The sequence below is a fragment of the Thioclava sp. NS-SX20 genome, assembly GCF_057380695.1.
In genome coordinates this window covers 365,598-391,857 of record NZ_CM170816.1, presented here as the reverse complement: position 1 = coordinate 391,857, position 26,260 = coordinate 365,598, and the positions used below count along the sequence as shown (strand labels likewise).

Sequence of the window (26,260 nt, the reverse complement as noted above, 5' to 3'; positions counted from 1 at the left end):
TTATAGGTCTTATCTTCGGTCACACACCAAGATAGACGGTGTCGCCGTCCAGCTTGACGGGGAAAGTGGTGGTCTGGCCCTCATCGGCGCCCTGAGCGGCACCGGTTTCAAGCGAGATCACCCAGTTGCAGATCGGGCATGTGACAAGGCCGTCATGCACGATCCCTTGGCTCAACGGCCCGTTATCATTCGGGCAGCGGTCTTCCAGCGCGTAAAGCCTGTCGTCGCTGGTACGAAAGACGGCAATGCTGGTATCGCCCTTGATGACGCAGCGTGCGCCAAGGCGGGGGATTGCGGAAAGGGGGCCGATTGCCACCCAATGCAGGCTGGTTGCGGTGGCGTTCATTCTGCGGCCTCCAGTTTGATTTCTGCCATCGGTTCGATTTCGGCCGCACCATTACCGGCGACGAATTCGGCCCACGGGTCGATCTGAGCGAATTTCTGGGAATAGACGAAGCGGTCGTAATAGGCGCGACGCTGTTCGGGGTCGGTGGTCAGCACTTCTTGGATATGGTCATAGCCAAGACGGTTGGCCCATTTGTAGATGCGTTCAAGGTAGAAGCCCGTCTCGCGGTACCATTGGGTCAGCGCACCGGTATATTCGATGACCTCGTCCTCGGTCGCGACATTCACCAGCTTCGTGGTGCCTTGAATATGCAGACCCGCCGCGCCGCCATAGACGATCTCATAGCCGCTATCGACGCAGATCACCCCGATATCCTTGCAGGTGGCCTCTGCGCAGTTGCGCGGGCAGCCCGTCACCGCCAGTTTCAGCTTGGCCGGAGACCATGCCCCCCAAAGGAACTTTTCAAGCTTGATCCCCAGCCCCGTGCTGTCTTGCGTGCCAAAGCGGCACCATTCCTTGCCAACACAGGTCTTCACCGTGCGCAGACCCTTTGCATAGGCCGCACCCGAGACCATGCCCGCCTTGTTCAGATCGGCCCAGACGGGGATCAGGTCTTCTTTCTTCACGCCCAAGAGGTCGATCCGCTGGCCACCCGTCACCTTCACGGTGGGGATGTTGTATTTATCGGCGACATCGGCAATCGCGCGCAGCTCGTCCGGCGTGGTCATGCCGCCAAACATCCGCGGGACCACCGAATAGGTGCCGTCCTTCTGGATATTGGCATGCAGACGCTCGTTGACGAAGCGCGAGCGCTGGTCGTCCTCATATTCGCCCGGCCATTCCGACAGCAGGTAGTAGTTGATCGCCGGACGGCATTTCGCGCAGCCCTCCGAGGTCTTCCATTCCAGCGTCTGATAGACGGCCTGAATGGATTTCAGACCGGCCTTCTTGATGGTCGCGCGGACGATCTCATGGCCGTGCTCGGTACAGCCGCAGACGGGTTCCACCGCCTTCTGCACGAACCCGTCCCCCAGAACGGATTTCATCACACAGGCCACGAGGTTCGAGCAGCTCCCGCAGGAGGCCGAGGCCTTGGTATGGGCGCGCACATCCGCCAGCGTCGTCAGGCCCTGTTCATTGATGGCCTTAACGATGGTGCCCTTGGAGATCCCGTTACAGCCGCAGATCTCGGCATCATCGGACATGGCCGCCGCAGCCTCGACCGGATCGAAATTGCCGCCGCCCTGATGGGCCTGACCGAAGATGATGGTCTGGCGCATGTCCTCGATGCAGGTGCCCGCCTTGAGCATCTCGTTATACCAGCCGCCATCGGCCACATCGCCGTAAAGCACCGCGCCGACGATCTTATTGTCCTGCACGATCAGGCGCTTATACGACCCGCGCGAGGCGTCGCGCAGCACGATCTCCTCATAGCCTTCACCGAACTGGCCAACCGAATACAGGTCGCAGCCCGTCACCTTCAGCTTGGTGGGCGTATCGACATGTTTGAAACCCGCAATCGGCGCGCCAGCCAGATCAGCGGCGGCGATCTTCGCCATATCGTAAAGCGGCGCGACAAGCCCGTAGACCATACCGCCCACTTCGACACATTCGCCCACCGAATAGATCGAGGCATCCGAGGTGCGCATCTGACCGTCGGTGACGATGCCGCGATTGACCTCAAGCCCCGCCTCTTTCGCCAAACCGGTATTGGGGCGGATACCTACGGCCATCACCACCAGATCGGCGTCCAGAATGGTGCCATCTTCCAGCTCGACCCCTTCCACGCGGTCGGTGCCAAGGATCTGCTTGGTGTTCGATTTGCAACGCACCTCGATCCCGCGCGCCTCAAGCGCCTGCTGCAGCAGATGACCGGCTGCGGGGTCCAGCTGACGCTCCATCAGCGAGGGCATCAGGTGCAGAACGGTCACCTCCATGCCACGGTTCTTCAGACCAGCGGCTGCCTCAAGCCCAAGTAGACCACCGCCAATCACCACCGCACGGCCACCACGGGCCGCCGCCGCGATCATATTCTGCGTGTCGTCAAGGTCGCGATACGCCAGCACGCCGTCCAGCTTATGGCCCGGAACGGGGATGATGAAAGGGTTGGAGCCGGTGGCAATGACCAGCTTGTCATAATGCACAACGCGGTCTTTGGCCGAGGTCACGGTCTTCGCGTCACGGTCGATGCCGATGATCCGCTCGCCCATATGCAGCGTCACGCCATGGGAGGCATACCAGTCCTCGGAATGGATGATGATGTCTTCATAGGTCTTGTCGCCCGCCAGAACCGGCGACAGCATGATACGGTCATAATTGACGCGCGGCTCGGCGTTGAAGATGGTCACGTCGTAAAGATCCGGCGCGGTCTCGAACAGATGCTCCAGCATCCGGCCCGGAGCCATACCATTTCCAACGATTACGAGTTTCTGCTTGGTCATAACGAACCCCTAATGGCATGCGACACGATGGTCGCGGCGAGTGAGTTCGGGAGTGAAGCTGCATGAACGGGCAGGCATCATCCCGCATTCTGAAGAAGATCAGTGCGAAATGCAGCGCCATTGCCGCAGGCCCCTAGGGGCATTTTCGGAAGATACCGCGCCTTTGCGGCAGCTGGCCTTTCAGCAGGCCTTGAACAGATATTTACGAAATCATCCCGATTCCGCCAAAAGATTTCTCGTTGCTCGCTGGATGAAAGCCAAAAAACAAGGAGATGCCCGCTTTGAATGCATAAATTTGATGTATCTTCGGCGGATAAGATTACTTTCTTGGCAGAATAAAAAAGCCGGACCATTGGTCCGGCGTATTTTCAGATGGAACAGGGTTTATCCGGCGATGGCTTTGCGGGCGGCTTTTCTGGAAAGCGCGGCTTTGGCCTGTTTCGGATAGCGGATCAAGATCACCGCCGGACTTTGCAGGCCCTGCGCTGCGATGTCTTCCGACAACCGCCCCAGCGTCATATGGCCTTGGCGCTCATGGGCGGTGCTCACCGACCCAACGACATCCACCGCGCACTCGGGCGGTACGCCCGCTTTCAGCAGATCCCGCTGGATTTCGGCAGCGCGTTCGACCGCCATATAAAAGGCCATCGACGTGCCGGGCCGTGCGAAACGGGTCCTGTCCGAAGGCGCATCCCCCGGACGGCAGGTGCCGGTGGTCAGCACGAATGTATCCGTCTCGCCGCGTTCCGTAAGCGGTCGGGTCAGGCTGGCGGCAGCCGCCGAAGCGGCTGTAATACCGGGTATGATCTCGACGGGAATATCTGCGGCGCGGGCCGCATCGATCTCTTCGCTGGCCCGGCCGAAAATCGACGGATCACCGGATTTCAGTCGCACGACACGCCGCCCCTTGCGGGCTTCTTCAACGATCAACCGGTCGATCTTGTCCTGCGGCCACGTACAGGCCCCCACGGCTTTGCCGACATAAACGGTTTCGACGCCCTGCGGAATGATATCAAGCACCTCGTCAGAGATCAGCCGGTCATAAAGCACGATATCGGCCTGACGGATACGGTCGATGGCGCGCATGGTCAGCAGATCCACCGCCCCCGGCCCGGCCCCGACCAAAGCGATATGCCCCGTCTTGCCACGGGCCTTGCGGCGCTGCGCCAGAAGCCGCTGCGGGCTTTTGGCCCCTGCATCGATATTGACCAACCCAAGCCCGATGCCGAACCACCGAACGCGATCACGCAGGGCCAACGGAATGCTCATCATAGTCACGGTCCCTCAAAAAGAAAAAAGCCGACCGATCGCGATGCCTTGGCACCCGATCAGGCAGCTTTGCCCGGATTTTACTGGAGATCAGCGCGACGCCATTGCCGCTTTCCTTCCCTTACGAAAGACACAGCCCTGCCGCAACGATCTTGCGGCAGGGCGCGTGGCAAACAGGTTTGCGGTGCTCGTTTTGCCTGCAAAATAGGCGATCAGTCCCGATTTTTCAGCTCTTGCCGAAGCACGACGCCCCAGCCCACCAGACTGAGAAGCGCCATCGCGAACCATGTAATGGCATAGCTGAGATGGGAATTGCGGAATTTCACCACCGTCTGCCCGCCGCGCGGGAAGCCTTCGGGATCGGTCAGATCCTGATCGATGAAATAGGGGGCGGCATTTTCCAGCCCCTTGGTCTGGGTGATCGATGCAATATCGCGACGATACCAGACACCATCCTGCGGGCGATCCTTCTGGCTGAAGAGCCAGCCGTGATCCTCGCTCAGCCGCAAAAGGCCGGTGATATGCTGCACGCCCTCGGGGGCCACACGGCTTGCGGGGGATTTCTTTTCCTCGGGCACGACGCCGCGGTTGATCATGACGATCGTGCCGTCATCGCGCTTGAGTGGCGTCAGCACCCAATATCCCGGTCCGAACATGGAGGGGGTATAGATCTGCACTTCCTGATCATTCAGGAAGGTGCCGGTGACCGCGACATGGCTATATTCATCCCCTTCGCGGGTCAATCCGGCCCAAGCGTTCGGTCCGGGGGCGGGCACGGGCGCGGCGGCCACGCGGCTATCCACCCGCGCGATCAGATCAAGCTTCCAATGCAGACGATGCACCTGCCAGATCCCCAATGACATGAAAACTGCCACAAACCCTGCGGCGAGGATGGTCGCAATACTCAAACGGACCCAGCGAATATTCCTGCTCATGGTGGTCATCCTCAAATGGAAGCGAGCTGCAGATAGCAAAACGGGGCCAGTTTCCCGGCCCCGTCTTTTGGGAGATGCGCCTCGGATCAGCCTTGCTGGTTCTGGAGGTTCATCATTTCCAGCATCTGTTCCTGGCTGGGCATCGGCATCATGTTTTCGTTCATGTTGTGCATGACCCAGAGCGAGCCTGCCAGAACGATACACAAGATGATGATCGCCAGAACGCTGGCTGCCAGCGTCCAGCCCTCTTCAACCGAGCGGTTGACATGGAGGAAGTAGACGAGGTGCACGATGATCTGCACCGCGCCCAGACCCATGATGATCCCGATGATCGTGGTCCGCGACATCTCGACGTCGGCCATCACCAGATAGAAGGGGATGATCGACAGGATGACCGCCAGAACGAAGCCGATCATCAGCTGCCCCATGGTGCCATGCGAATGCGAGCTATGTTCAGCCATTAGACGAGCCTCACGAGATAGACAAAGGAGAAGACGCCGATCCAGATCAGGTCGAGGAAGTGCCAGAACATCGACAGGGTCGACAGACGGCGCATATTCGCCTCGATCAGGCCGTGCTTACGAAGCTGGAAGACCAGAGTGATCAGCCAGATCGACCCGAAGGTCACGTGCAGACCGTGGGTCCCGACCAGCAGGAAGAACGCCGACAGGAAAGCGGAACGGTCCGGCCCTGCACCGATATGGATCAGGTGGTGGAATTCGTAAAGTTCGATGGCAAGGAAGCCTGCACCGAACAGAACGGTGATGATCAGCCACATGATCGTGCTGCCCAGCTTATGGGCAGTCGCGTTCAGCATGGCCACGCCGAAGGTGATCGACGAGATCAGCAGCAGCGCGGTTTCCCACGCCACCAGACCCGGCTCGAACAGATCTTTCGGGCCCGGACCACCGGCATAGTTGCCACCAAGAACGGCATAGGTCGCGAACAGCGTGCCGAAAATGATGCAGTCCGACATCAGGTAGATCCAGAAGCCGATCGGCGTCGGGCTCACATGATGATGGTCCTGATGATGGTCCGGACCTTCCGGCCCCTCGATGGGGCCGGTGATGGGGGTATCAAGCATCGTCATGCGATATTTCCCTTTGCTTCGGTTTCCGCGATTTCTTCTACGGGGATGTAGTAATCACGGTTGTAGTTGAAGGTGTGGTAGATCGTGTAGCCAACGAGGCCGACGAAGCTGAGAACAGCCAGCCACCACATGTACCAGATCATTGCGAAGCCGAAGATGAAGGCCAGCACCGAGATCACAAACCCTGCGGGCGTGTAATGCGGCATGTGGATCGGCTGGTAGTCGGTCGACCACTTGAAGCCTTCCTGCTTCATGCGCCAGAACTCGTCGATGCCGTGGACATGGATGTCCTGCGGGAAGTTGTACTTCGCGGGCGGGGACGAGGTTGCCCAGTCAAGGGTGCGGGCATTCCACGGGTCCGAACCGCATGCCAGTTCTTTGCGCTTGTAGATCGAGTAGGCGAAGTTCGCGAAGGTGAACAGGATGCCTGCCAGAATGAACAGCGCGCCGATGGCTGCGATCACGAAATATGGCTGCCACGAGGGATCCGAATATTCGTTGATCCGGCGGGTCACACCAATGAGGCCAAGCGCGTAAAGCGGCATGAACGCAAGGTAGAAGCCCACGAACCAGCACCAGAAGGAGGCTTTGCCCAGACCGTCATGCAGCTTGAAGCCGAAGGCTTTCGGCCACCAGTAGTAGACGGCTGCATAGATCGCCCAGACAACGCCACCGATGATCACGTTATGGAAGTGCGCGATCAGGAACAGCGAGTTATGGAGCTGGAAGTCAACCGGCGGAATTGCCAGCATAACGCCGGTCATACCACCGATGGTGAAGGTCACGATGCCGCCGATCACCCAGTACATCGGGGTCTCGAACCGCACGCGGCCTTTGTACATGGTGAAAATCCAGTTGAAGATCTTCACACCGGTCGGCACGGCGATAACCATCGTCGTGATCCCGAAGAAGGTGTTCACGGCTGCGCCCGAACCCATCGTGAAGAAGTGGTGCAGCCACACGATGAAGGACAGAACCATGATGCAGCAGGTTGCCCAGACCATGGTCTTGTAACCGAAGAGCGGCTTGCCGGAGAAGGTCGAAACCACTTCCGAGAAGATACCGAAGCAGGGCAGGATCAGGATGTAGACTTCCGGGTGACCCCAGATCCAGATCAGGTTGATATACATCATCGCGTTCCCACCAAGGTCGTTGGTGAAGAAATGCGTGCCAAGATAGCGGTCAAGCGTCAGCATAACGAGGGTCGCGGTCAGGACCGGGAAGGCCGCCACGATCAGAACGTTGGTGCACAGCGCGGTCCAGGTGAAGACCGGCATGCGGAACAGCGACATGCCCGGCGCACGCATCTTGAAGATGGTGGCGCACATGTTCACACCCGAAAGCGTTGTCCCGATACCCGCGATGTTCAGCGCCCAGAGATAGTAATCCATCCCCGGCCCGGTCGAATAGGCAGCGCCCGACAGCGGCGGGAAAGCCAGCCAGCCGACGCGTGCGAATTCACCGATGAACAGCGAGATATTGACCAGAAGCGCACCGGCCACCGTCATCCAGAACGAGAAGTTGTTCAGGAAGGGGAAGGCCACGTCGCGCGCACCGATCTGCACGGGCATGACGAAGTTCATCACACCGGTGATGAAGGCCATAGCCACGAAGAAGATCATGATCACGCCGTGTGCGGTGAAGACCTGATCGTAGTGGTGCGGCGGAAGGTAGCCCTCTGCCCCGCCCGCAGCCATTGCCTGCTGCGCACGCATCATCAGCGCATCGGCAAAGCCGCGCACGAACATGATGAACCCGAGCACCATATACATGATGCCGATCTTTTTGTGGTCGATGGTGGTGACCCAGTCGGTCCACAGCGGCTTCCATGCCTTGAAATAGGTCATGAGCGCCAAGAAGATAATCCCGGCCACGGCCACACCCGCGAAGGTCGCGATGAGGATCGGCTCGTGATAGGGGATCGACGAAAGACTTAGCCGCCCGAAAATCGGCGAAATCGTCTCATGCGTCGTTTGAGCGACTTCAGTTGACATTAGTTTTGTACTCCTGGTTCGGGAGGCAGAGGCCATCGGCGCTAAGTGCGACCTGAGCCATCAGCTTGCGCGCGTCCAAAGCAGACATATGCTCTTCGGACGTGTCGGCCGGAAGGCTGATCAGGTTACCATGACCGTCGATCGAACGCTCCATGTCATATTCGAACAGCTGCTTCGGCAGACCGATCTGACCATGCTCGCCTTCGGAAGATTTATCGTCCTCTTCGGCTTTCGGCATCATGTCGCGATGCATGTCGAGCATCATCATCTCGTTCATGCAAACTTTGTTCTCTTCGACACAAAGCCCGACAATGCGATTGAAGAGATTGTCTTCGACCGAATTGTAATAGCTGATCGGGGCGGCGATCGAGGGCTGCTCAAGCTGCAAGTAAGATGCGCGGGTCAGAGGCTGACCTTGTGCTTTTGCTTTTTCGACCCAAGCATCGAAATCGGCGTCGGTCACGGAATGCGTGGTGAACGTCATTTTCGAGAAACCGGGGCCCGAATAATGGGCAGAACGCGACTGGAAGTCACCGGTGGTATCGGCGATGAAGTGCAGTTGCGTCTCCATACCGGCCATCGAGTAAACCATCCCCGTCAGCGCCGGAACCCAGAACGTGTTCATCACGGTCGAGCCGGACAGCTTCATGTTGATCGGGCGCCCTTCCGGGATCACCAGTTCATTGACAGAAGCCACACCTTGTTCGGGATAGATAAAGAGCCATTTCCAGTCGAGCGATACCGCTTCGACTTCCACCGGCGCACCCATGTTTTCGGTGTGGTCCAGCGGACGATAGGGGTCCAGACGATAGGTATAGATCGCCAGGAAGACGCCAAGGATAGCGACGATAATGATGGGCGCACCCCATACGATCACCTCGAGCTTGGTCGAGTGTGCCCATTCGGGTTCGTAATCGGAGGTGTCATCACGGTCATGACGGTATTTCCACGGGAAATAGACGGTCATGACGATCACGGGAACGATGATCAGCAGCATCAAAACTGTCGAGATGAGCAGCAGATTTCGTTCTTGCACAGCGACCCAGCCGCTCGGTGCGAGAACTTCGTACTGACATCCCGCCAGAGACGCTGCCGCCAACAGCATCAGGGGGAGTTTGAAGTGTTTCAACAATGCGTGCCTCTTGCAGCTTTGCAGCTTCGGGCATGCAATGCAGCACCCTCGCCGCAATTGGTAGTAAAAGTCGTGACCACATGCCATGAGCATGTCGCCAAGACAAGACTATTGCCCGCATTATGCATCACGGCGCCATTTCGCGATGCGACATTCCGACGCGCTGCATTAGGGCATGCTTTGGACTAGCCGATTCTCTTTTTCGAAAACCGGCGGCGCGAATCATGTATCACAAAAGTGTAACGAAGCGTGAATTTTGCTAAGCAAGCGAATGTAAAATATAACAATTTTGAAAAATCACCCTGTTTTTGTTCATAAAATTTTTCTTGATCGCAACGATATCTCCACCTCTCCTAGATGTGGGTTGACAGAATTGATCTGGCGCAAATCAAGCCGATTATCTGCCCCTACCCCGCGCCGGAGATACGGTTTTCAACTCACAGTTTTTTGATAAAATTGCATATCCGATATGCACTGAACTCATAGCAATTCCCGCTCTACGTCCGAGATTTGCGCAAATCAGCCCGTGACGGCTTCCCGTCTCACTCAACAGTGAAAATTTGCACAGACCATTCTGCATCGGGGCGGCTTGACGAAACCTCAATCTCGATCTTTTTTATCAAGAAATAACAGGCCGCGCTCCGCTGACCCCATATGCACATCATACGCACCGGCCTTCCGTCTTTAGTAAGGATTATAATGACCGACCTCGATAGCTTGCCCCGCATTGAACGCCAGCGCCACGAACTTGTCCGCCGGACCCTCACCGTCTCGGAAGCCCGCGCCCTGACCCCGCATATGATCCGCATCGTGCTGACCGGCCCCGAGCTGGAGGGGTTCACCTCGACCGCGCCGGATGACCATTTCAAACTGATGATCCCCGATGCGAATGGCGAGAAAGCGATGCGCGATTATACCCCGCGCCATTTCGACCCCGAAACCCTGTCGCTGACCGTCGATTTCGCCCTGCATGAAGCGGGACCGGCCACGCTTTGGGCGAAATCCGCCAAAGTCGGTGATACCGTGATGATGGGCGGGCCGCGCGGCTCGCAAAACATCACCGGCCCGATCCAGCGCTGGGTTCTTATCGGGGACGAAACCGCCCTGCCCGCCATCGCGCGGCGCCTCTTCGAGATGGAGGCCGGAACGCCGGTGACCACGCTGGTCGGCGTGCCGGAAGCCGCAGACGAACAGGACATGCCGACCAAGGCAAACCACCTGCCGCTCTGGGTCCATCGCACCGATGCCACCGACCCCGCGCCGCTTCTGGAACAGCTCAAGCAGATTCCGCTGGGCGAAGGCACATTTGTCTGGATCGCCGCCGAGGCGTCCGTGGCCCGCGCGCTGCGCGACCACCTGCAACAAAACGGCCATCCCCTGCCCTGGATGAAGGCCGCAGGCTATTGGGTGGCCGGACAGGCCGATGCCAGCGACAAATCGCTTTAAAGCTTCAGCTTTACATCAGGTTCATATTGAAGGATTCCAGAGAACGCGTTTACCGCTTTTCTGGAGTCCATCATGCGCAGCTTTTTCTTTCGTTACGCCACGCCCCTGATCACCGGGCTATTTCTGGTATCCCTCGTTTCCGGCGTTGCCCTGTTTTTCCATTGGCAGATGGGCTGGTTCCACAGCATGCACGAATGGCTGTCGATGGTGCTGATCGTGCCCTTCGTCCTGCATCTGTGGCGCAACTGGCGCCCATTGATGAATTACATGAAGAAGGCCCCTATGGCGCTGGCGCTGGCCGCGTCTTTGGTGGCCGCTCTGGCCTTTGCCATTCCGGCCACTTCGGGGACCGGCACCGCCAAAGGTGGCCGTCCGCCGCAATTCGCGCTGGCACAGAAGCTTCTGGAGGCGCCGCTATCGGAAGTGGCACCGGTGCTTGACACCACCCCTGAAGACATTCTGGCCCGTCTGACGTCGGCAGGCTACCAAGGCACCGCAGACCAGTCCGCCACCCAGATCGCCGAAGCGTCGGGCACCAGCGCCGACACTGTCGCGCGCCTGCTGATGCCATAAGCCCCTTGATGCCCCCGCCCTGTGCTTTGGGCAGGGGCCGCCTCCCTCGCCGCGAAGGACATGCCCCATGCGTATTCTGCTGATCGAAGACGACAAGAGCCTTGGCAGCGCCGTAAGCGACCAGATCCGCGCCGACGGCCATTCCCTCGACTGGGCGCAAACGCTTGAAGAAGCGCGTGATCTTACGAGGATTTCGCGCTTCGACCTGCTCTTGCTGGACCTGATGCTGCCGGACGGGCGGGGCATCACCTTCCTCAAGGACCAACGCAATGCCGGCAATAGCGTGCCGGTGATCATTCTGACCGCGCTCGATCAGGTCAGCGACAGGATTGCCGGACTGAATGCCGGTGCCGATGACTATCTGGTCAAGCCGTTCGATCTGGACGAACTGTCCGCGCGTATCGGCTCTGTGGCGCGACGTTATAGCGGCAATCCGAATCCGATGATCGAGCTTGCCGATCTGAGCATCGATCTGCCCGCGAAATCGGTGAGCCGTAACGGGCAGCCTGTCACGCTGACCGGTCGCGAATGGGCGCTGTTCGAAGCTTTTCTTGGCCGCCCCGGCCAGCTTCTGTCCAAGGCCCAGCTTGAAGAGGCGCTTTACAGCTTTGATGACGAGATCGGCTCGAACACGATCGAGGTCCATGTCAGCCATCTGCGCAAAAAGCTGGGGCGTGACCGTATCCAGACCGAACGCGGTCTGGGCTACCGGCTGGTAACGCAATGACCCTGCCGCATTCTCTGGGGCTGCGCATTGCCCTGCTGATCGGTGCGGGCATCACCGTGCTCTGGCTGGTCGCGGCCATCGTCACGGCGGGGCTGATGAGCCACGAGATGAACAGCGTCTTTGACCGCGAACTCAGCGCGACGGCGCAGCGTATCCTGCCTTTCGCGCTGCGCGAACAGCGCCTGCGCGCCCGCAATGACGGCACCGAGACCGACGAGCCCTCCCGTCAGAAAGGCACCCGAGACGAGGCCCTGACACCCCCCAATGGCCGTCTCTGGCCACCGCCACCGCCCGAGAGCCGTGCCATTGCGCGGCTGGATGAACGCCCCGATACGGTCGAATTTGTCGTGCGCAATCAGGCGGGCGAGGTGCTTTTGCAAACTGATGGCAGCAAGACGATCACGCTGCCCGCCCGCATTGGTGCGGGATATGTCACGGTGCCCGGCTACCGGCTTTACACCGATATCTCGCGGCGGGCGGGGCTGTCGATCACCGTGGCCGAGCCATTGGACCATCGGCAGTCGGTGCGGCGCAATATGATCGTTCTGCTGTCCCTGCCGCTGCTGATCGCCTTGCCCTTCGGCCTCTCCGGCATTTTTCTGGCGGTGCGGCGCGCGCTTAATCCGGTGCGCAGTCTGGAGCGCGCTCTGGCCAGACGCGGCCCGCAAAATCTGGACCCACTGGCCAGCGATGGCATGGTCACCGAATTGCGCCCGATTGCGGCGGGCATCAACGGATTGATCAACCGGCTCAGATCGGCCTTCGAGTCAGAGCGCAGCTTTGCCTCGAACGCGGCGCATGAAATGCGCACCCCTGTGGCCGGAGCGATCGCGCAGGCCCAGAGATTACGTGCCGAAAGCAAGGATCCTGTGGCGATCGCCCGCGCCCTCGAGATCGAGAGCGGGTTGAAGCGGCTCTCGCGCCTGTCCGAGAAGCTGATGCAGATGGCACGGGCCGAAGGCGCAAGGCTGCGGGTGGAGGAGAAAACCGATCTGCGCATGATTCTGGATATCCTTCTGGACGACATGCGTCGCGCCGATCCGCAATTTGCCGCAGCGATTACGGTAGAGCGTCCCGCCACGCCGGTGATGAGCGACCTTGACCCCGATGCCTTTGCCATTCTGGCCCGCAATCTTATTGAAAATGCACACAAACATGGTCAGGGCGAGATCGGTATCGCGCTGCAGCCGGATGGCCGTTTCTCGGTGCAGAATGATTGTGCGCCCCTGCCCGCCGACCAGCTTGCCCGCATGTCGGACCGTTTCGCACGCGGCGACGGAGCAGGCGACGGCACAGGGCTGGGCCTTGCGATCGCCCATGTCATCGCCGAGCGCGCAGGGGCCGATTTGTCACTTTACAGCCCCATACCTGATCAAAAACGCGGTTTTATGGCCGTTTTTTCCGGTTAGATCACCCGTTATGAGCATTTTAGCCAATTAGCTAAACATTTTTTAGGGTCCGCCCCTTACCCAAGGAAATCAAGCCGACGGGAATCATCCCCTTGGTCTGTTTTGCTTGAAAGGTGTGTCATGACGTTCGGTGCAATGCTTTTCTACGGCGCAGATTCTGCGCCCTGCCCATATATGCCCCGCCCATATACGTCCCGTCCGTGCACGGCCCGCCCCCGCTCGGGCACAGCGGCGCGCGGCCTGCCACCCGACGCAGATCAACGGCAAAACACGCGCAGAGCGACGACAGGCAATGCGCGCCCCGATGGTGTTCCCTTCGCACAGACCGCCGTCCAGAACTAAGAGGCCAAGGACCATATGAAACCCTTCTCCAATATCCGACGCTTTCTGGGGGGCATTGGCCCCCGTCTGGCCTTTAGCCAACTGGTTCTTGTAGGCATTCTGGGAAGTGCCATCGGTATGGCCTGGATGAACTTCCAGCACTTCTCGCTCAGCATGGACAGGCTCAGCGAAAATCGCGTGCCGGATCTGCGCAATACAAACGATATCATGGTGGCCACCAACCGGTTGCCCGAAATCATCACCGCCTTGCTTCTGGCCGACACACCCGCTGACATAGAGCAGGTGCTGAGCACGTCGGACCAGCAATTCAAGGCCTTCATTGCCCTGACCCAACAGCTGTCGCAAGACGATGCCGCCCTGCTGGGCCGGCAGGTGGCCGCCTTCCAAGACAATATCGACACCCTGTCGACCGCCCGCGAGAATGCAGCGCAGGCACATGCCACCATGCGCGACAAACTTGCCAAGCTGGAACTGCTGGTATCGCAACTCGAACTGATGGGCACCCCGCAAGCCCGTGCCGATGCCCAGGCGCTCCTGCGCCAGATTGTGAGCATTTCCTTCGAAGGCGAACTGATCGGATTGGACCGTCATAAAGCGGCGATTGAAGGGCAGACGAAGCTGCTGATCTTCAGCCTCGGGCGCGGTTATGAGGATGATGTCGCCACCCTGAACACGATAATCGACCCTGACACCGGGGTGATCGCCCAACGCGGTCTGGAACTCTCGGCGCTGCAAGAGGCCTCGGATGCGGCGACTGCGGCACTCAAGACGGTTTCCCAACTCAGCGAAACGGCCGAAACCGTCAGCGATAGGGCTTTGGACGAGGTGAGCGAAAGCGCGAACACTCTCAATAGCGCGACGGATCGTGCCACGCGGATGATGGAAATGGCCACCCTTGCCGCGATCGTCGTGCTGGTGCTGACCATCGGCTTCTTGCAGTTTGTGCTGGTTCGCCCGCTGCGGGATCTGACCTCGCGGACCCGCAAACTGGCTGAAGGTGACACCGATGCGCTAGAGGGGGCGAAGCGTCGCGCAGGCGAATTGGGCGCGATGCGCGAGGCGCTTGAAACCTTCCGTCAGAACATCGTGGCCAACCGCGCCCTGGAAGAGCAGCAACGCGAAGCTCGGGCACGAGAAGCTGCCGAACGTGAGGCCGAAGCCCAGCGCAAACTGGATGCCGAACGCGCCGAGATGGAGCGTCAGACCCGCGAGACGCAGGAACGGATGGAGCGCGAACAAAGCGCCGCTGCCGAAAAACAGCGCCTTGCCGCACAGGCCGAGGCCGAGACTGCGGCCCGTAATGCGGAACAGGCGCATGTGGTCCGGACATTGGCAGAGGCTTTGGGCCGCCTGTCGCATGGCGACCTCACACGCCGCATCGACACCGCCTTCCCCGACAGCTATGAGGCGCTGCGCACCGATTACAATCGCACCATCGACTCTCTGAGCCATCTGGTCGGGTCGATCCAGACCAGCGTGAGCCACATCCTGAACAACTCGGCCGAGGTCAGTCAGGCATCCTCGGACCTGTCCCACCGCACCGAAAGCGCGGCGGCCACTCTGGAGGAAACCGCCGCCGCAGTCGAAGAACTGGCCGCCAACACCGCTTCAGCCGCCGAAAACAGCCGCCGCACGGAAAAGATCGTGGACAGTTCGAAATCCGAGACCCTTGCCTCGCGGGAGATCATGGCACAGGCCGTTGCCGCCATGAACTCGATTGCGGAAAGCTCGAACCGGATCACACGGATCATCGGGGTCATCGACGACATCGCCTTCCAGACCAACCTTCTTGCGCTGAATGCGGGGGTCGAGGCCGCAAGGGCGGGTGATGCCGGACGTGGCTTTGCCGTTGTCGCCTCGGAAGTACGGGCTCTGGCGCAGCGGTCCTCGGAAGCGGCCAGCGAAATTGGCGGGCTGATTTCGGAAAGCTCGCAAAGTGTCACGGTCGGGGTGGATCTGGTAGGCCAGACAGACACGGCCCTGCAACGCATCGCCGATTCCATTGCGGCAATCGCAACCAATGTCTCCAGTGTCGCGAATTCGGTGGAAGAGCAGTCGCATGCCGTGCGCGAGATCAATTCGGCCACCGCCCAGCTTGACCAGATGACGCAGCAGAATGCCGCCATGTTCGAGGAGACATCCGCCGCGAGTCTGGCTTTGTCCCAAGAAGCACAGACGCTGAACGAGGCCATCACCCAGTTCCGTGTAAGCACGGCGCAGGACACGCGGTCTCACGCGGCCTGAATGGCGATGAACTGGTGGGGCACGCCCCACCAGTCCCGTCAGGCGCGGCGGTGGGGTGCGTTCTGATCCTGCCGCCACGGGCAGTCTTTCGGCTCTTCCAGCTCGGTCTTGATCTGCGCCCATGTCAGCACAGTAAAAAACACCGAACCGCCCAGAACATTGCCGATAAGTGTGGGCAGGGTAAAACCCGACAACGCCTCCATGATGCCCATCTTGCCCGCCAGAATGACAATCGTCGCCTCGGTCGATCCCGCCACCACATGGGTAAACTCGGCGGTGGCGATGATCCAGGTCACCAACACGATCATCAGAAGCTTCGATTGACGCGCATTCGGCAGCATCCAGACCAAAGCGGCAATCAACCAGCCCGCACCGATGCCGCGCAACATGGTTTCCATCCACGGGAAATGGGTGGCCTCTTCGGAGAGGTCCAGCACCGCCTGCCAGAGTGCGGGGTCGTAGCCGCGCGTCAGATACATCACCGACCCGAACAGCATGGCCCCTATCAGGTTGAACAGAAACACAATCCCCCAAAGGCGCGCCAGGCGTTTGAACACATCGGCACAGGGTTCGTCCAGGGCCGGACAGACCGCCGTGATCGTATTCTCGGTAAACAGCTGCATCTGCCCCATGATCACGATCACAAAGCCGACCGTATAGCCGAAATTCTCGATCAGGGGACGCCAGTCCGTTTCCGGCAGATGCGCGCGCAGCAGGCCTTCGGTGAAGACCGAAAACCCGATCGCAATCCCAGCAATCAGTGCCGACATCACCAGGGCCGAGGCCGGACGCATCAGCTCCTCGATACCCGACCGCCGGATCGATTCAAATATCGCGGGCGGGCTCATCGCCCCTGTCTGCTCGATCGCGCGTAATTCGTGCTCGTCGAAAGAGCCTTCATGTTTCTTCTCCGCCTGCGTCTGCGCCTGATCTGCCGCCGCCTGTCCATCTTCCGCCACGTCCTGTTCCCCTTGAACCCGCTGCACTCACGCAGAATTTCACTCGGGTGAGGAACGTTAGCCGGTGCAAAATCGTTCCGGCTGTCGCGATGCGTGCTATAGATTGTCGCATACAGGCTTGTGTCATATCGCCCGTCGCGGCACAAAATCCAAAGCCTTGCGCGCAGGGAGATCGCATTATGAAGCCAGAAGATTACAGCCATTCGCCCATTTCTGCCGATTCCGGCACGCCCGCCTACAAGCGGCCCGCAGGCGGCTGGGGGTCTTTGGAAGGGGTCGCGCGGATCATGAAAAAAGAGCCGCCAACCCCTTTGGCGCTACAGATCCTTGCCAAGCTGAACAAGCAAGGCGGGGCCATGTGCTCGTCTTGCGCATGGGCAAAACCCGCCAATCCCGGCACATTCGAATTTTGTGAAAACGGGGCGAAAGCCACGCTATGGGAGCTGACCACCAAGAAAGTCGGTCCGGCATTCTTCGACCAGCATAAGGTGGCCGATCTGCGCAAATGGTCGGACCACGATCTGGAATATGCCGGACGCCTGACCCATCCGATGCGCTATGATGCCGCAAGCGACACCTATAAACCCGTCGCCTGGGATCAGGCCTTTGCCGAGATCGGGCAGGAACTCAAGGCCATCGCCCCCGACGAGGCGGTATTCTATTCCTCGGGGCATGCGGCGCTGGAGCCGTCCTATCTTTATGCGTTGATGGCGCGGATCTATGGCACCAACAACCTGCCGCAATCCTCGAACATGTGCCACGAGACGACCTCGGTCAATCTCAACACCTATCTCGGCGTGCCGGTGGGCACCTGCACCTTGGAAGATTTCGACCATTGCGATGCGCTGTTCTTCTTTGGCCAGAATACCGGCACAAATAGCCCACGGCTTCTGCATACGCTCAAGCTGGCGGTCGAGCGCGGCTGCAAAGTGGTCACGTTCAATCCGATCCGCGAGAAAGGGCTGCTGGAATTTACCGACCCGCAAAGCCCGAAACAGATGGTCATGGGCAAAGCGACCAAAATCTCGGACCATTATTATCAGGTGCGCCCGGGCGGTGATATCGCCGTATTGGCGGGCATGATCAAATATGTTCTGGCCTGCGAGGACGCCGCCCCCGGCACCGTGCTGGACCATGCCTTCCTTAAAGACCATACACAGGGCGTGGACGAGGCACTGGCCGAGATCCGCATGATGGACTGGGCCGAAATCGAGCGCCACTCGGGCCTGAGCCGCGCGATGATCGAGGAAGCGGCCCAGATCTATGTCAGCGCCAAACGGGTGATCGGTGTCTATGGCATGGGGCTGACCCAGCATGTGAATGGCTGGCTGAACCTTGGGATGCTAGTCAACCTACTGCTTTTGCGTGGGAATATGGGGCGCTTGGGGGCGGGGATCTCGCCTGTGCGGGGGCATTCGAATGTGCAGGGCCAGCGCACCGTAGGCATTGGCGAAAACCCCGCCCTCTTCCCGCTTGACCGACAGGAGGAGATGTTCGGCGTCACCCTGCCCCGCGAACGCGGCATGAATATCGTCAAGGCAGGCAAGGCGGTGATCGAGGGCCGTGTAAAGGCCACCATCGCGCTTGGCGGCAACCTCTTGCGCGCCATGCCCGATATCGAACGGCTGGAAGAGGCATGGGGCAGCCAGAACCTCACGGTCTCGATCGCGATCAAGCTCAACCGGTCGCATCTCAATCCGGGCAAGGTGTCCTATATCCTGCCCTGTCTGGGCCGCACCGACGAGGACCTGCAAAATGGCGTGCCGCAGGTGCAGACGGTCGAGGACACCATGAGCCATATCTTCGCCTCTCTGGGCCGCGCCAAACCGCCAAGCGACCAGCTGAAGTCAGAACTGGCGATCATCACCGGCATCGCCAAGGCCATCTTGCCTGAAAACCCCACCCTGAAATGGGATGACTGGACCGCAAATTACGACCATGTGCGCGATCTCATCGCCGCCACATGGCCCGCGCAATTCCACGATATGAATGCGCGGATGAGCCAGGCGGGCGGCTTCTATCGGGGGAATGCGGCACGGGAACGGCGCTGGAACAACGCCGCCGGAAAGGCGCTGTTCACCACGCCGACCACCTTGTCGGCATTGGGGCAAGAACCCGGAGAAACCGCGCGCGGTCAAAGCTATACGCTCAATACGATGCGCTCGAACGATCAGTTCAACACCACGATTTACGGCCATTCCGACCGGCTGCGGGGCCTGTCCGGCTCGCGTATGGTGGTATTGATCAATCGCGGCGAGATGGCACGCGCCAGCCTGACAGAGGGCCAGAAGGTCACGCTGGTCTGTGATATTGACGACGGGCGCGACCGCCGCGTGTCGGGGCTCAGCGTCACCGCATTCGATCTGCCTGATGGGTGCATCGCGGGCTATTACCCCGAGCTGAACCCGTTGATTCCGCTGGAACATCACGAGATCCGCTCCGGCACACCCGCCTATAAGGGCACCCCTGTGCGCATCATCCCCGAAGCGCCAGCCTCCTAAATATCGGGCGCTGGTCCAAGCGGATCAGGACGCGGTCGCGCGGCTTCAGCCCCCGCGCGACCTTGAACAGCCTAGACCGCCGTCATCATCCCTTGCGCAATCACCGGCCCTGTCGCCACGCCCGCAGGTGCGCCCCCCAAAGGCTCGTCGGTAATCGCGAAAGTGGCCCCTGCCAGCATCGGGCGCAGGTTTTCGGGCATCGGCATCTGCGCCTCGCGATTTTCAGGCATCAGCCCCAACGAGATCGGCGCCTGCCCGCGCGGGATCAGCCAAAGCTCCATCGAACGATCTGCCGCATGTCTGACGCCGTCCATCTGCACCAGACGGACATCTCCGGTGCCGGTATCATATTGCACCTGCACCAGAAGGCGGTCATCCGCCCCCATCAGCTCGGCCTGCATTCCGGCGGTAAAGCCATGCAGCGCCGGTGCCGTCAGAATGCGCAGGATATTGGGCACGAAGAAAGTCGCCGTAATCCCCAGCGCCACCACGCCACTGGCCAGCCAGCCCCAGAGCAGAACGGATTTCCGGCTGGTCCTGCCGCCGATCTGTCCCATCAGCCTGCGCTTGAGCGCGGCAGGGGGAGCCGCTTCGGGAAAGCTGTCGGACAGCGCGGAAAGCCGCGTCTCCCATGCGCGCAAGGCGGTGCGCAGCGCGGGATCATCTTGCGCGCGCTTGGCAAAGGCGGCCTGTTCCTCGGGGGAAAGCAGGCGCAGCGCCTGTTCGGCGGCCAGCAGATCGTCATCGGAATCGGGCGCGGCACTCATTGGCTCATGCAGTCCTTCAGCTTCATCAGGCTCCGGCGCAGCCATGTTCGCATCGTGTTCAGCGGCACGCCATGCCGCTCGGCCAGATCGGCATAGCTATCGCCGCGCAGATAGGCCCCGCGCACCGCATCGGCACGACCATCTTCCAGCCGCTCAAGGCAGGAGCCGATCCGTCGGGCCTCCGAATGTGCAACCAGCACCGCTTCGGGATCGGGGCGGCCATCGGAAAGATCGGGCATCTCGTCAAGGTCGGTGCGCCCCTTCTGGCGCTTGCGCAACCGGTCAATGGCCAGATTACGTGCCAGCGTGATCAGCCATGTCATCGGGCTATGCCCTGTGGCGCTATAACGGTCGGCCTTGCGCCAGATCCGCAGGAACACGTCCTGCAAAGCGTCTTCGGCCTCGGCGCGGTTGTCGAGGATGTTCAGGCAGACGCCGAACAGCTTGGCGCTTGTGGCATCATAAAGCGCCGAAAACGCCGCGCGGTCGCGCAGGACAATACGGGCAATCAGCCCCTCGATCTCTTCGGGCGTCGAGATCCTGCCCCCGACCGCTCCTGTGGTCTTGCGCGGGGCAGTCCCGCTGATCGTCTGCATGGACCTCATCCTCCCTGAGCGGTCGGGCCATTATCTAAGACCCTGCGCCCTTATGTCCATGAAAACCTTACAGGTCATCCAGCCCGATATCGACGCAGGGCGCGCTTTGGGTAATACGTCCGACCGAGATGAAATCGACGCCGGTTTCCGCCTTGGCGCGGATCGTGTCCAGCCGCACCCCGCCCGAACATTCCAGCGGCACGCGCCCGCCCACCAGCCTGACCGCCGCGCGCATCTCGTCATTGCTCATATTATCCAGCATGATGACATCGGCCCCCGCCGCCAGCGCCTCGTCAACCTGCTCCAGACGGTCGCATTCGACCTCGATCTTGGTCAGAACGGGTGCTGCCGCCTTGGCGCGTGCCACCGCCAAAGTGATCGATCCGGCCACCGCGATATGGTTGTCTTTCAACATGATGCCGCCATCAAGGCTGAGGCGGTGGTTGCGCCCGCCGCCACAGGTGACCGCATATTTCTCAAGCCCGCGCAGCCCCGGCGTGGTCTTGCGCGTATCCACCAGAAAGGCCCCCGTGCCCTTGATCTCGGCCACATAGGCGGCGGTCAGCGTGGCAATGCCGCACATCCGCTGCATCAGGTTCAGCGCGACACGCTCGCCCGTCAGGATCGCCTGCGCATTGCCCTGAATAATGGCGAAAGTGGTGCCCGCCTCGATCCGCTCGCCTTCCTCGGCCAAAGCCTCCAGCTTCAGCTTCGGATCCAGATGGCGGAACACCCGCGCGGCCATCGGCAGCCCTGCCAGCACCATATCCTCGCGCGCGTTAAAGGCGAACCGCCCCTGCGCGTCCTCCTCCACCATGATCTTCGCGGTCAGATCGAACTGGCCACAATCCTCATCGAGCCAGAGCGCGATCTGGGCGTCAAGCTTGCGCATATCGTAAAGCATCGGGGTCCTCCTCCGGTTTGCCGGTTTCTACCCTGTCATGCGCCCAAGCAAAAGAGGCCGAAAGGCCAAAGAAAAAGGGGGCGCTATCGCCCCCTCTTATGGATCATTCTGCCGCATAGGCCTCGGGCGGCGGGCAGATGCAGATCAGGTTGCGGTCGCCATGCACGTTGTCCACACGCCCCACCGGCGGCCAGTATTTATCCTCGCGGAACGACCCGGGCGGGAAGCAGCCCGCCTCGCGCGTATAGGCGCGGTCCCATTCGGCCACGAGGTCTTCAACCGTATGCGGGGCATGGCGCAGCGGGCTGTCTTCCGCCGAGATCTCGCCATTTTCCACCGCCCGCACTTCCTCGCGGATCGCCAGCAGCGCCGTGATGAAGCGGTCGATTTCCGCCTTGGTTTCTGACTCGGTCGGCTCCACCATCAGCGTGCCCGCCACGGGGAAGGACATGGTCGGCGCGTGGAAACCGTTATCCACCAGACGCTTGGCCAGATCATCCACCGTGACCCCCACATCGGCAAAGCCGCGTGTATCAAGGATGCACTCATGCGCCACACGGCCACGATTGCCCATGAACAGGATCGGGTAATCGCCTTTCAGGCGCGAGGCGATGTAATTGGCGTTCAGGATCGCCACACGGGTCGCCTGCGCCAGACCCTCGCCGCCCATCATCAGGCAATAGGCCCATGAGATCAGCAGGATAGAGGCCGAGCCATAGGGCGCCGCCGAGACCGTGCCCTCGCTGCCTTCTTCGGGGTGACCGGGCAGATAGGGTGCCAGATGTGCCTTCACGCCAATCGGCCCCATGCCCGGACCGCCGCCGCCATGCGGGATGGCGAAGGTTTTATGCAGGTTGAGGTGACTGACATCCGAGCCGACCTCACCCGGTTTCACCAGACCCACCATCGCGTTCATATTGGCCCCGTCCAGATAGACCTGACCGCCGTGCTTATGGGTGATCTCGCAGATCGTGCGGACGGTTTCCTCGAAGACGCCGTGGGTCGAGGGATAGGTGATCATGCAGGCCGCCAGATTGGCCCCTGCCTCCAGAGCCTTGGCCTCGAAATCCTCGATATCCACATCGCCATTGGGCGCGGATTTCACCACCACGACCTTCATACCCGCCATCTGCGCCGAGGCCGGATTGGTGCCATGCGCCGAGACGGGGATCAGGCAGATATTGCGGTGCTCTTCACCGCGTGCCTTGTGATAGGCGGCAATAGTCAGAAGCCCCGCATATTCACCCTGCGCACCCGAGTTCGGCTGCATGGAGAACGCGTCATAGCCGGTGATTTCGCACAGCTTTTCCGTCAGATCGGCAATCGCCTCGTGATAGCCCTCGGCCTGATTGCGCGGCGCAAAAGGATGCAGCGAGCCGAATTCCGGCCAGGTGATCGGCATCATCTCGGCGGCGGCATTGAGCTTCATCGTGCAGGACCCAAGCGGGATCATCGCACGATCCAGCGCCAGATCGCGGTCCGACAGGCGACGCATATAGCGCATCATCTCGGATTCGGCGCGGTTCATCTGGAAGACCGGATGGGTGAGGTAATCGCTTTCGCGCAGCAGCGCCTCGGGGAAGCCACGCTCGACCTCTGTGGGCGCGGGTTCGGTGATGCCGAAGGCGTCCAGCAGGCGGGTCAGCACACCCTCATCGGTGAGCTCATCGACCGAAATCCCCACGCGGTCGGTGCCGACCTTGCGCAGGTTCAGCCCACGGTGACGGGCGGCGGCCATAATGCCCTGCTGACCCACACCCACGCGCACGGTCAGCGTGTCAAAAAAGGCTGCGGGCTGCACATCGGCCCCTGCCGCCACCAGCGCATCGCGCAGGCGCACCGCATGGTAATGCACGCTCTCGGCTATCGCCTTCAGGCCCATCGGACCGTGGAAGACAGCATAGAAAGAGGCCATCACTGCCAGCAGAGCCTGCGCGGTACAGACATTCGAGGTGGCCTTCTCGCGGCGGATATGCTGCTCGCGCGTTTGAAGGGCAAGGCGGTAGGCCTTGTTGCCATTGGCGTCGATCGACACACCGACAATCCGCCCCGGCATCGACCGTTTGAATTCATCGCGGCAGGACATGAAGGCGGCATGCGGGCCACCATAGCCCATCGGCACGCCAAAGCGCTGCGCGGAACCCACGGCAATATCGGCCCCCATCGCGCCCGGCTCTTTCAGCACGCAGAGCGCCAGAAGATCGGTTGCGACCACGGCCACGGCCTTAGCCTCATGCAACGCCTCGCATTGGGCGGTGAAATCACGCACATGGCCCAGAGTGCCCGGATATTGGAAGATCGCGCCGAAGACCTGATCGGCCACCAGCTCTTCCGGCTCGCCCTTGAGGATCTCGATGCCCAATGGCTGCGCACGGGTCTCGATCACGGCAATCGTCTGCGGGTGGCAGTTGATATCCACAAAGAACGCCTTGGCCTTCGACTTGGCCGAACGCTGCGCCATGGCCATCGCCTCGGCCGCCGCAGTTGCCTCATCCAGCAAGGACGCATTGGCCACCGGCAGGCCGGTCAGGTCCGACACCATCGTCTGGTAGTTCAGCAGCGCCTCAAGACGGCCCTGCGCGATCTCGGGCTGATAGGGCGTATAGGCCGTATACCAAGCGGGGTTCTCAAGGATATTGCGCTGGATCGCGGGGGGGGTGACGGTGCCGTAATAGCCCTGCCCGATCAGCGAGGTCATCACGCGGTTCTTGCCCGCCACCTCGCGCATTTTCTCAAGCAGGCGGTATTCCGACAGGGGCGCCCAAGACAGCGCGTCCTTCTGGCGGATACCCGCAGGCACGGTCTCGTCGATCAGCTGGTCGAGCGTCTGCACGCCCACCACCTTCAGCATCTCGGCCATTTCCGAGGGGCTGGGGCCGATGTGGCGACGATTGGCGAAGTCATAGGTATTATAGGCGGAAGGGGTAAAGGGCATAGCGCAGCACCTGTTCCAATAGGGGAGACGTCCGGCCCGCAACATGCGGACCGATAGAGGCGGACCCGTGAAGAAAGGCCCGAGAAGGAACGGGCCCGAAAAGGGCCCGTCCGACCGGCCAATCAGCCGATGAAGTCTTTATATTCGTCTTCGTCCATGAAGGCCTCGAGCTGGTCCATGTCTTCCAGCTTCATCTTGAAGAACCATGCGCCTTCCAGCGGGTCTTCGTTGACCAGCGCGGGGTTATCGGCCAGCGCGTCATTGACCTCGACGACCTCGCCATCAACGGGAGCGCTGATGTCCGACGCCGCTTTGACCGACTCGATCACACAGATCTCGTCGCCTTTGGCCACTTGCGTGCCGGGCTCGGGCAGTTCGACAAAAACCACATCGCCAAGCTGCTCGGAGGCATGCTCGGTGATGCCGACAACAACCAGATCGCCCTCGACGCGGAGCCATTCATGCTCTTCGGTGAATTTCATCATGCGTTCCCCTGTATGATGATGCCTATGTGATGATGCTTGTGCCTAGGGCACGAAGGTAGGTTTAACGTTTGTAGGTTTGGGTTTGGAAGGGCATCGCCGCCACCTTGGCAGGCAGGCGCTTGCCGCGGACCTCGCCCCAGACGGTATCGCCTTCGGTCAGGGTGGAGGGCAGATAGGCCATCGCGATGGGCGCGCCGACCGAGGGGCCGAAACCGCCCGAGGTGATCGTGCCGATCTTGGCTCCGCCTTCGGGCGCGTCAAAGACCTCGACGCCTTCGCGCATGGGAGCGCGGCCTTCGGGGCGCAAGCCCATGCGGCGGCGGGAGGCACCTGTTTCCAGCTCGGCCAGAATGCGATCTGCCCCGGGGAAGCCGCCTTCACGGGCGCCCCCCTTGCGGCGGACCTTCTGGATGGCCCAAGCGATATTGCCTTCGACAGGCGTGGTATCGGGGTCAAGATCATGGCCGTAAAGGCACAGACCCGCCTCGAGGCGCAGGCTGTCGCGCGCGCCCAGACCGATAGGAGCAACCTCGTCCATCTCCAGCAGCGCCTGCGTGAAGGCCACGGCTACCGCAGAGGGCACCGAAATCTCGTAGCCATCCTCGCCGGTATAGCCCGAGCGCGAGATCCACAGCAGCTGCCCGTTCCATTCGGCCTCTGCCACATCCATGAAGCGCATCTCGGCCACGGAGGGCATCAGGCGGGCCAAAGCGGCCTCGGCCTTGGGGCCTTGCAGCGCGATCAAGGCGCGGTCGCGGACAACCGTGACCTCGGGCAGATGGGCCTGAAGATGGGCGATATCGGCCTCGGCACAGGCGGCATTGACCACCAGAAACAGATGGTCGGATTTACGTGCGATCATCAGATCGTCCAGAATGCCGCCCGCCGCATTGGTGAAGATGCCATAGCGCTGGCGGCCTTCCTTCAGCCCCGCGATATCGACAGGGATCAGGGCTTCCAGCGCGTCAATCGCCGACAAGGGCACGATCACCTGCCCCATATGCGAGACATCGAACAGACCGGCCTCGGCGCGGGTGTGAAGATGTTCCTTCATTACGCCCATAGGGTATTGCACGGGCATTTCCCAGCCAGCGAAAGGCACCATCTTGGCACCCAAAGACACATGCAGATCATACAGATCCGTGCGCAAGAGCTCCGTCATCGG

Annotated in this window: 22 protein-coding genes; 7 read left to right on the top strand and 15 right to left on the bottom strand. The window is 60.7% G+C overall.

The window, feature by feature from the left end:
• Positions 1-19 precede the first annotated feature (19 nt).
• Positions 20-346, bottom strand: coding sequence for a nitrite reductase small subunit NirD (nirD, locus tag AC2ISB_RS01865; protein WP_486575791.1), 327 nt, complete (start codon positions 344-346; stop codon positions 20-22).
• Complete coding sequence (nirB, locus tag AC2ISB_RS01860) at positions 343-2,787, bottom strand: nitrite reductase large subunit NirB (RefSeq protein ID WP_486575789.1); 2,445 nt, start codon at positions 2,785-2,787, stop codon at positions 343-345. The genes nirD and nirB overlap by 4 nt, the downstream gene beginning before the upstream one ends.
• Before the next feature lie 52 nt (positions 2,788-2,839).
• Between nirB and AC2ISB_RS01855 the strand changes: the two genes are divergently transcribed.
• On the top strand, positions 2,840-3,235 hold the full coding sequence (locus AC2ISB_RS01855; RefSeq protein ID WP_486575787.1) for a hypothetical protein: 396 nt from the start codon (positions 2,840-2,842) through the stop codon (positions 3,233-3,235).
• Here AC2ISB_RS01855 and cobA read toward each other — a convergent pair.
• The 6 genes from cobA to cyoA form a co-directional block, all read right to left on the bottom strand.
• A complete protein-coding gene (gene cobA, locus AC2ISB_RS01850) occupies positions 3,172-4,059 on the bottom strand; it encodes a uroporphyrinogen-III C-methyltransferase (RefSeq protein ID WP_486575785.1) in 888 nt (295 codons plus the stop codon). The two genes, AC2ISB_RS01855 and cobA, sit on opposite strands and share 64 nt — an antisense overlap.
• Positions 4,060-4,268: 209 nt before the next feature.
• Positions 4,269-4,991: an SURF1 family protein gene (locus AC2ISB_RS01845; RefSeq protein WP_486575783.1), complete on the bottom strand. Its 723-nt coding sequence runs from the start codon at positions 4,989-4,991 to the stop codon at positions 4,269-4,271.
• Positions 4,992-5,077: 86 nt separating this feature from the next.
• The gene (gene cyoD / locus AC2ISB_RS01840; RefSeq protein ID WP_339109148.1) at positions 5,078-5,452 is read right to left on the bottom strand and encodes a cytochrome o ubiquinol oxidase subunit IV; all 375 of its coding nucleotides are present in this window, start codon (positions 5,450-5,452) and stop codon (positions 5,078-5,080) included.
• Positions 5,452-6,075: a cytochrome o ubiquinol oxidase subunit III gene (cyoC, locus tag AC2ISB_RS01835; RefSeq protein ID WP_339109478.1), complete on the bottom strand. Its 624-nt coding sequence runs from the start codon at positions 6,073-6,075 to the stop codon at positions 5,452-5,454. Before cyoC ends, cyoD begins: the two co-directional genes overlap by 1 nt.
• A 2-nt stretch (positions 6,076-6,077) precedes the next feature.
• The gene (gene cyoB / locus AC2ISB_RS01830; protein ID WP_339109147.1) at positions 6,078-8,075 is read right to left on the bottom strand and encodes a cytochrome o ubiquinol oxidase subunit I; all 1,998 of its coding nucleotides are present in this window, start codon (positions 8,073-8,075) and stop codon (positions 6,078-6,080) included.
• A complete protein-coding gene (gene cyoA, locus AC2ISB_RS01825) occupies positions 8,065-9,180 on the bottom strand; it encodes a ubiquinol oxidase subunit II (protein ID WP_339109477.1) in 1,116 nt (371 codons plus the stop codon). The genes cyoB and cyoA overlap by 11 nt, the downstream gene beginning before the upstream one ends.
• Positions 9,181-9,906: 726 nt before the next feature.
• Here cyoA and AC2ISB_RS01820 point away from each other — a divergent pair.
• From AC2ISB_RS01820 to AC2ISB_RS01800, 5 genes are all read left to right on the top strand, one after another.
• A complete protein-coding gene (locus AC2ISB_RS01820) occupies positions 9,907-10,653 on the top strand; it encodes a siderophore-interacting protein (protein WP_339109146.1) in 747 nt (248 codons plus the stop codon).
• A gap of 72 nt (positions 10,654-10,725) precedes the next feature.
• On the top strand, positions 10,726-11,226 hold the full coding sequence (locus AC2ISB_RS01815) for a DUF4405 domain-containing protein (protein ID WP_339109145.1): 501 nt from the start codon (positions 10,726-10,728) through the stop codon (positions 11,224-11,226).
• 67 nt (positions 11,227-11,293) lie between these two features.
• Positions 11,294-11,953 carry a response regulator gene (locus AC2ISB_RS01810; protein WP_486575781.1) on the top strand — a complete coding sequence of 220 codons (660 nt, stop codon included), beginning with the start codon at positions 11,294-11,296 and terminating at the stop codon, positions 11,951-11,953.
• Entirely contained in the window at positions 11,950-13,362 is a 1,413-nt protein-coding gene (locus AC2ISB_RS01805; protein ID WP_486575779.1) for a sensor histidine kinase, read from the top strand. Before AC2ISB_RS01810 ends, AC2ISB_RS01805 begins: the two co-directional genes overlap by 4 nt.
• A 357-nt stretch (positions 13,363-13,719) precedes the next feature.
• Positions 13,720-15,948, top strand: coding sequence for a methyl-accepting chemotaxis protein (locus tag AC2ISB_RS01800; protein ID WP_486575777.1), 2,229 nt, complete (start codon positions 13,720-13,722; stop codon positions 15,946-15,948).
• A 38-nt stretch (positions 15,949-15,986) separates the two neighbouring features.
• On the opposite strand, the gene AC2ISB_RS01795 is transcribed toward AC2ISB_RS01800, so the two are convergent.
• Positions 15,987-16,907: a formate/nitrite transporter family protein gene (locus AC2ISB_RS01795; protein WP_486575775.1), complete on the bottom strand. Its 921-nt coding sequence runs from the start codon at positions 16,905-16,907 to the stop codon at positions 15,987-15,989.
• 179 nt (positions 16,908-17,086) lie between these two features.
• Between AC2ISB_RS01795 and AC2ISB_RS01790 the strand changes: the two genes are divergently transcribed.
• On the top strand, positions 17,087-19,408 hold the full coding sequence (locus AC2ISB_RS01790; RefSeq protein WP_339109140.1) for an FdhF/YdeP family oxidoreductase: 2,322 nt from the start codon (positions 17,087-17,089) through the stop codon (positions 19,406-19,408).
• 71 nt (positions 19,409-19,479) lie between these two features.
• Here the strand turns inward: AC2ISB_RS01790 and AC2ISB_RS01785 are convergent, their stop codons facing one another.
• The 6 genes from AC2ISB_RS01785 to gcvT form a co-directional block, all read right to left on the bottom strand.
• The gene (locus AC2ISB_RS01785; RefSeq protein ID WP_406735587.1) at positions 19,480-20,175 is read right to left on the bottom strand and encodes an anti-sigma factor; all 696 of its coding nucleotides are present in this window, start codon (positions 20,173-20,175) and stop codon (positions 19,480-19,482) included.
• On the bottom strand, positions 20,172-20,771 hold the full coding sequence (locus AC2ISB_RS01780) for a sigma-70 family RNA polymerase sigma factor (protein ID WP_486575773.1): 600 nt from the start codon (positions 20,769-20,771) through the stop codon (positions 20,172-20,174). Before AC2ISB_RS01780 ends, AC2ISB_RS01785 begins: the two co-directional genes overlap by 4 nt.
• 67 nt (positions 20,772-20,838) lie before the next feature.
• Positions 20,839-21,675 carry a carboxylating nicotinate-nucleotide diphosphorylase gene (gene nadC, locus AC2ISB_RS01775; RefSeq protein ID WP_406720326.1) on the bottom strand — a complete coding sequence of 279 codons (837 nt, stop codon included), beginning with the start codon at positions 21,673-21,675 and terminating at the stop codon, positions 20,839-20,841.
• Positions 21,676-21,778: 103 nt separating this feature from the next.
• Positions 21,779-24,610, bottom strand: coding sequence for an aminomethyl-transferring glycine dehydrogenase (gene gcvP / locus AC2ISB_RS01770; protein ID WP_486575771.1), 2,832 nt, complete (start codon positions 24,608-24,610; stop codon positions 21,779-21,781).
• Between the two features lie 122 nt (positions 24,611-24,732).
• On the bottom strand, positions 24,733-25,092 hold the full coding sequence (gcvH, locus tag AC2ISB_RS01765; protein ID WP_486576732.1) for a glycine cleavage system protein GcvH: 360 nt from the start codon (positions 25,090-25,092) through the stop codon (positions 24,733-24,735).
• Positions 25,093-25,156: 64 nt separating this feature from the next.
• Complete coding sequence (gene gcvT / locus AC2ISB_RS01760) at positions 25,157-26,257, bottom strand: glycine cleavage system aminomethyltransferase GcvT (protein ID WP_486575769.1); 1,101 nt, start codon at positions 26,255-26,257, stop codon at positions 25,157-25,159.
• Positions 26,258-26,260: the final 3 nt, after the last annotated feature.

Coding starts and splice junctions, on each gene's coding strand:
- nadC (WP_406720326.1), bottom strand. CDS start 21,675: ATGCTTTACGATATGCGCAAGCTTGACGCCCAGATCGCGCTCTGGCTC.
- gcvP (WP_486575771.1), bottom strand. CDS start 24,610: ATGCCCTTTACCCCTTCCGCCTATAATACCTATGACTTCGCCAATCGT.
- AC2ISB_RS01785 (WP_406735587.1), bottom strand. CDS start 20,175: ATGAGTGCCGCGCCCGATTCCGATGACGATCTGCTGGCCGCCGAACAG.
- AC2ISB_RS01780 (WP_486575773.1), bottom strand. CDS start 20,771: ATGCAGACGATCAGCGGGACTGCCCCGCGCAAGACCACAGGAGCGGTC.
- gcvT (WP_486575769.1), bottom strand. CDS start 26,257: ATGACGGAGCTCTTGCGCACGGATCTGTATGATCTGCATGTGTCTTTG.
- AC2ISB_RS01810 (WP_486575781.1), top strand. CDS start 11,294: ATGCGTATTCTGCTGATCGAAGACGACAAGAGCCTTGGCAGCGCCGTA.
- AC2ISB_RS01805 (WP_486575779.1), top strand. CDS start 11,950: ATGACCCTGCCGCATTCTCTGGGGCTGCGCATTGCCCTGCTGATCGGT.
- AC2ISB_RS01845 (WP_486575783.1), bottom strand. CDS start 4,991: ATGAGCAGGAATATTCGCTGGGTCCGTTTGAGTATTGCGACCATCCTC.
- cyoC (WP_339109478.1), bottom strand. CDS start 6,075: ATGCTTGATACCCCCATCACCGGCCCCATCGAGGGGCCGGAAGGTCCG.
- cyoA (WP_339109477.1), bottom strand. CDS start 9,180: ATGCTGTTGGCGGCAGCGTCTCTGGCGGGATGTCAGTACGAAGTTCTC.
- AC2ISB_RS01800 (WP_486575777.1), top strand. CDS start 13,720: ATGAAACCCTTCTCCAATATCCGACGCTTTCTGGGGGGCATTGGCCCC.
- AC2ISB_RS01815 (WP_339109145.1), top strand. CDS start 10,726: ATGCGCAGCTTTTTCTTTCGTTACGCCACGCCCCTGATCACCGGGCTA.
- AC2ISB_RS01820 (WP_339109146.1), top strand. CDS start 9,907: ATGACCGACCTCGATAGCTTGCCCCGCATTGAACGCCAGCGCCACGAA.
- cyoB (WP_339109147.1), bottom strand. CDS start 8,075: ATGTCAACTGAAGTCGCTCAAACGACGCATGAGACGATTTCGCCGATT.
- nirD (WP_486575791.1), bottom strand. CDS start 346: ATGAACGCCACCGCAACCAGCCTGCATTGGGTGGCAATCGGCCCCCTT.
- AC2ISB_RS01790 (WP_339109140.1), top strand. CDS start 17,087: ATGAAGCCAGAAGATTACAGCCATTCGCCCATTTCTGCCGATTCCGGC.
- cobA (WP_486575785.1), bottom strand. CDS start 4,059: ATGATGAGCATTCCGTTGGCCCTGCGTGATCGCGTTCGGTGGTTCGGC.
- cyoD (WP_339109148.1), bottom strand. CDS start 5,452: ATGGCTGAACATAGCTCGCATTCGCATGGCACCATGGGGCAGCTGATG.
- gcvH (WP_486576732.1), bottom strand. CDS start 25,092: ATGAAATTCACCGAAGAGCATGAATGGCTCCGCGTCGAGGGCGATCTG.
- nirB (WP_486575789.1), bottom strand. CDS start 2,787: ATGACCAAGCAGAAACTCGTAATCGTTGGAAATGGTATGGCTCCGGGC.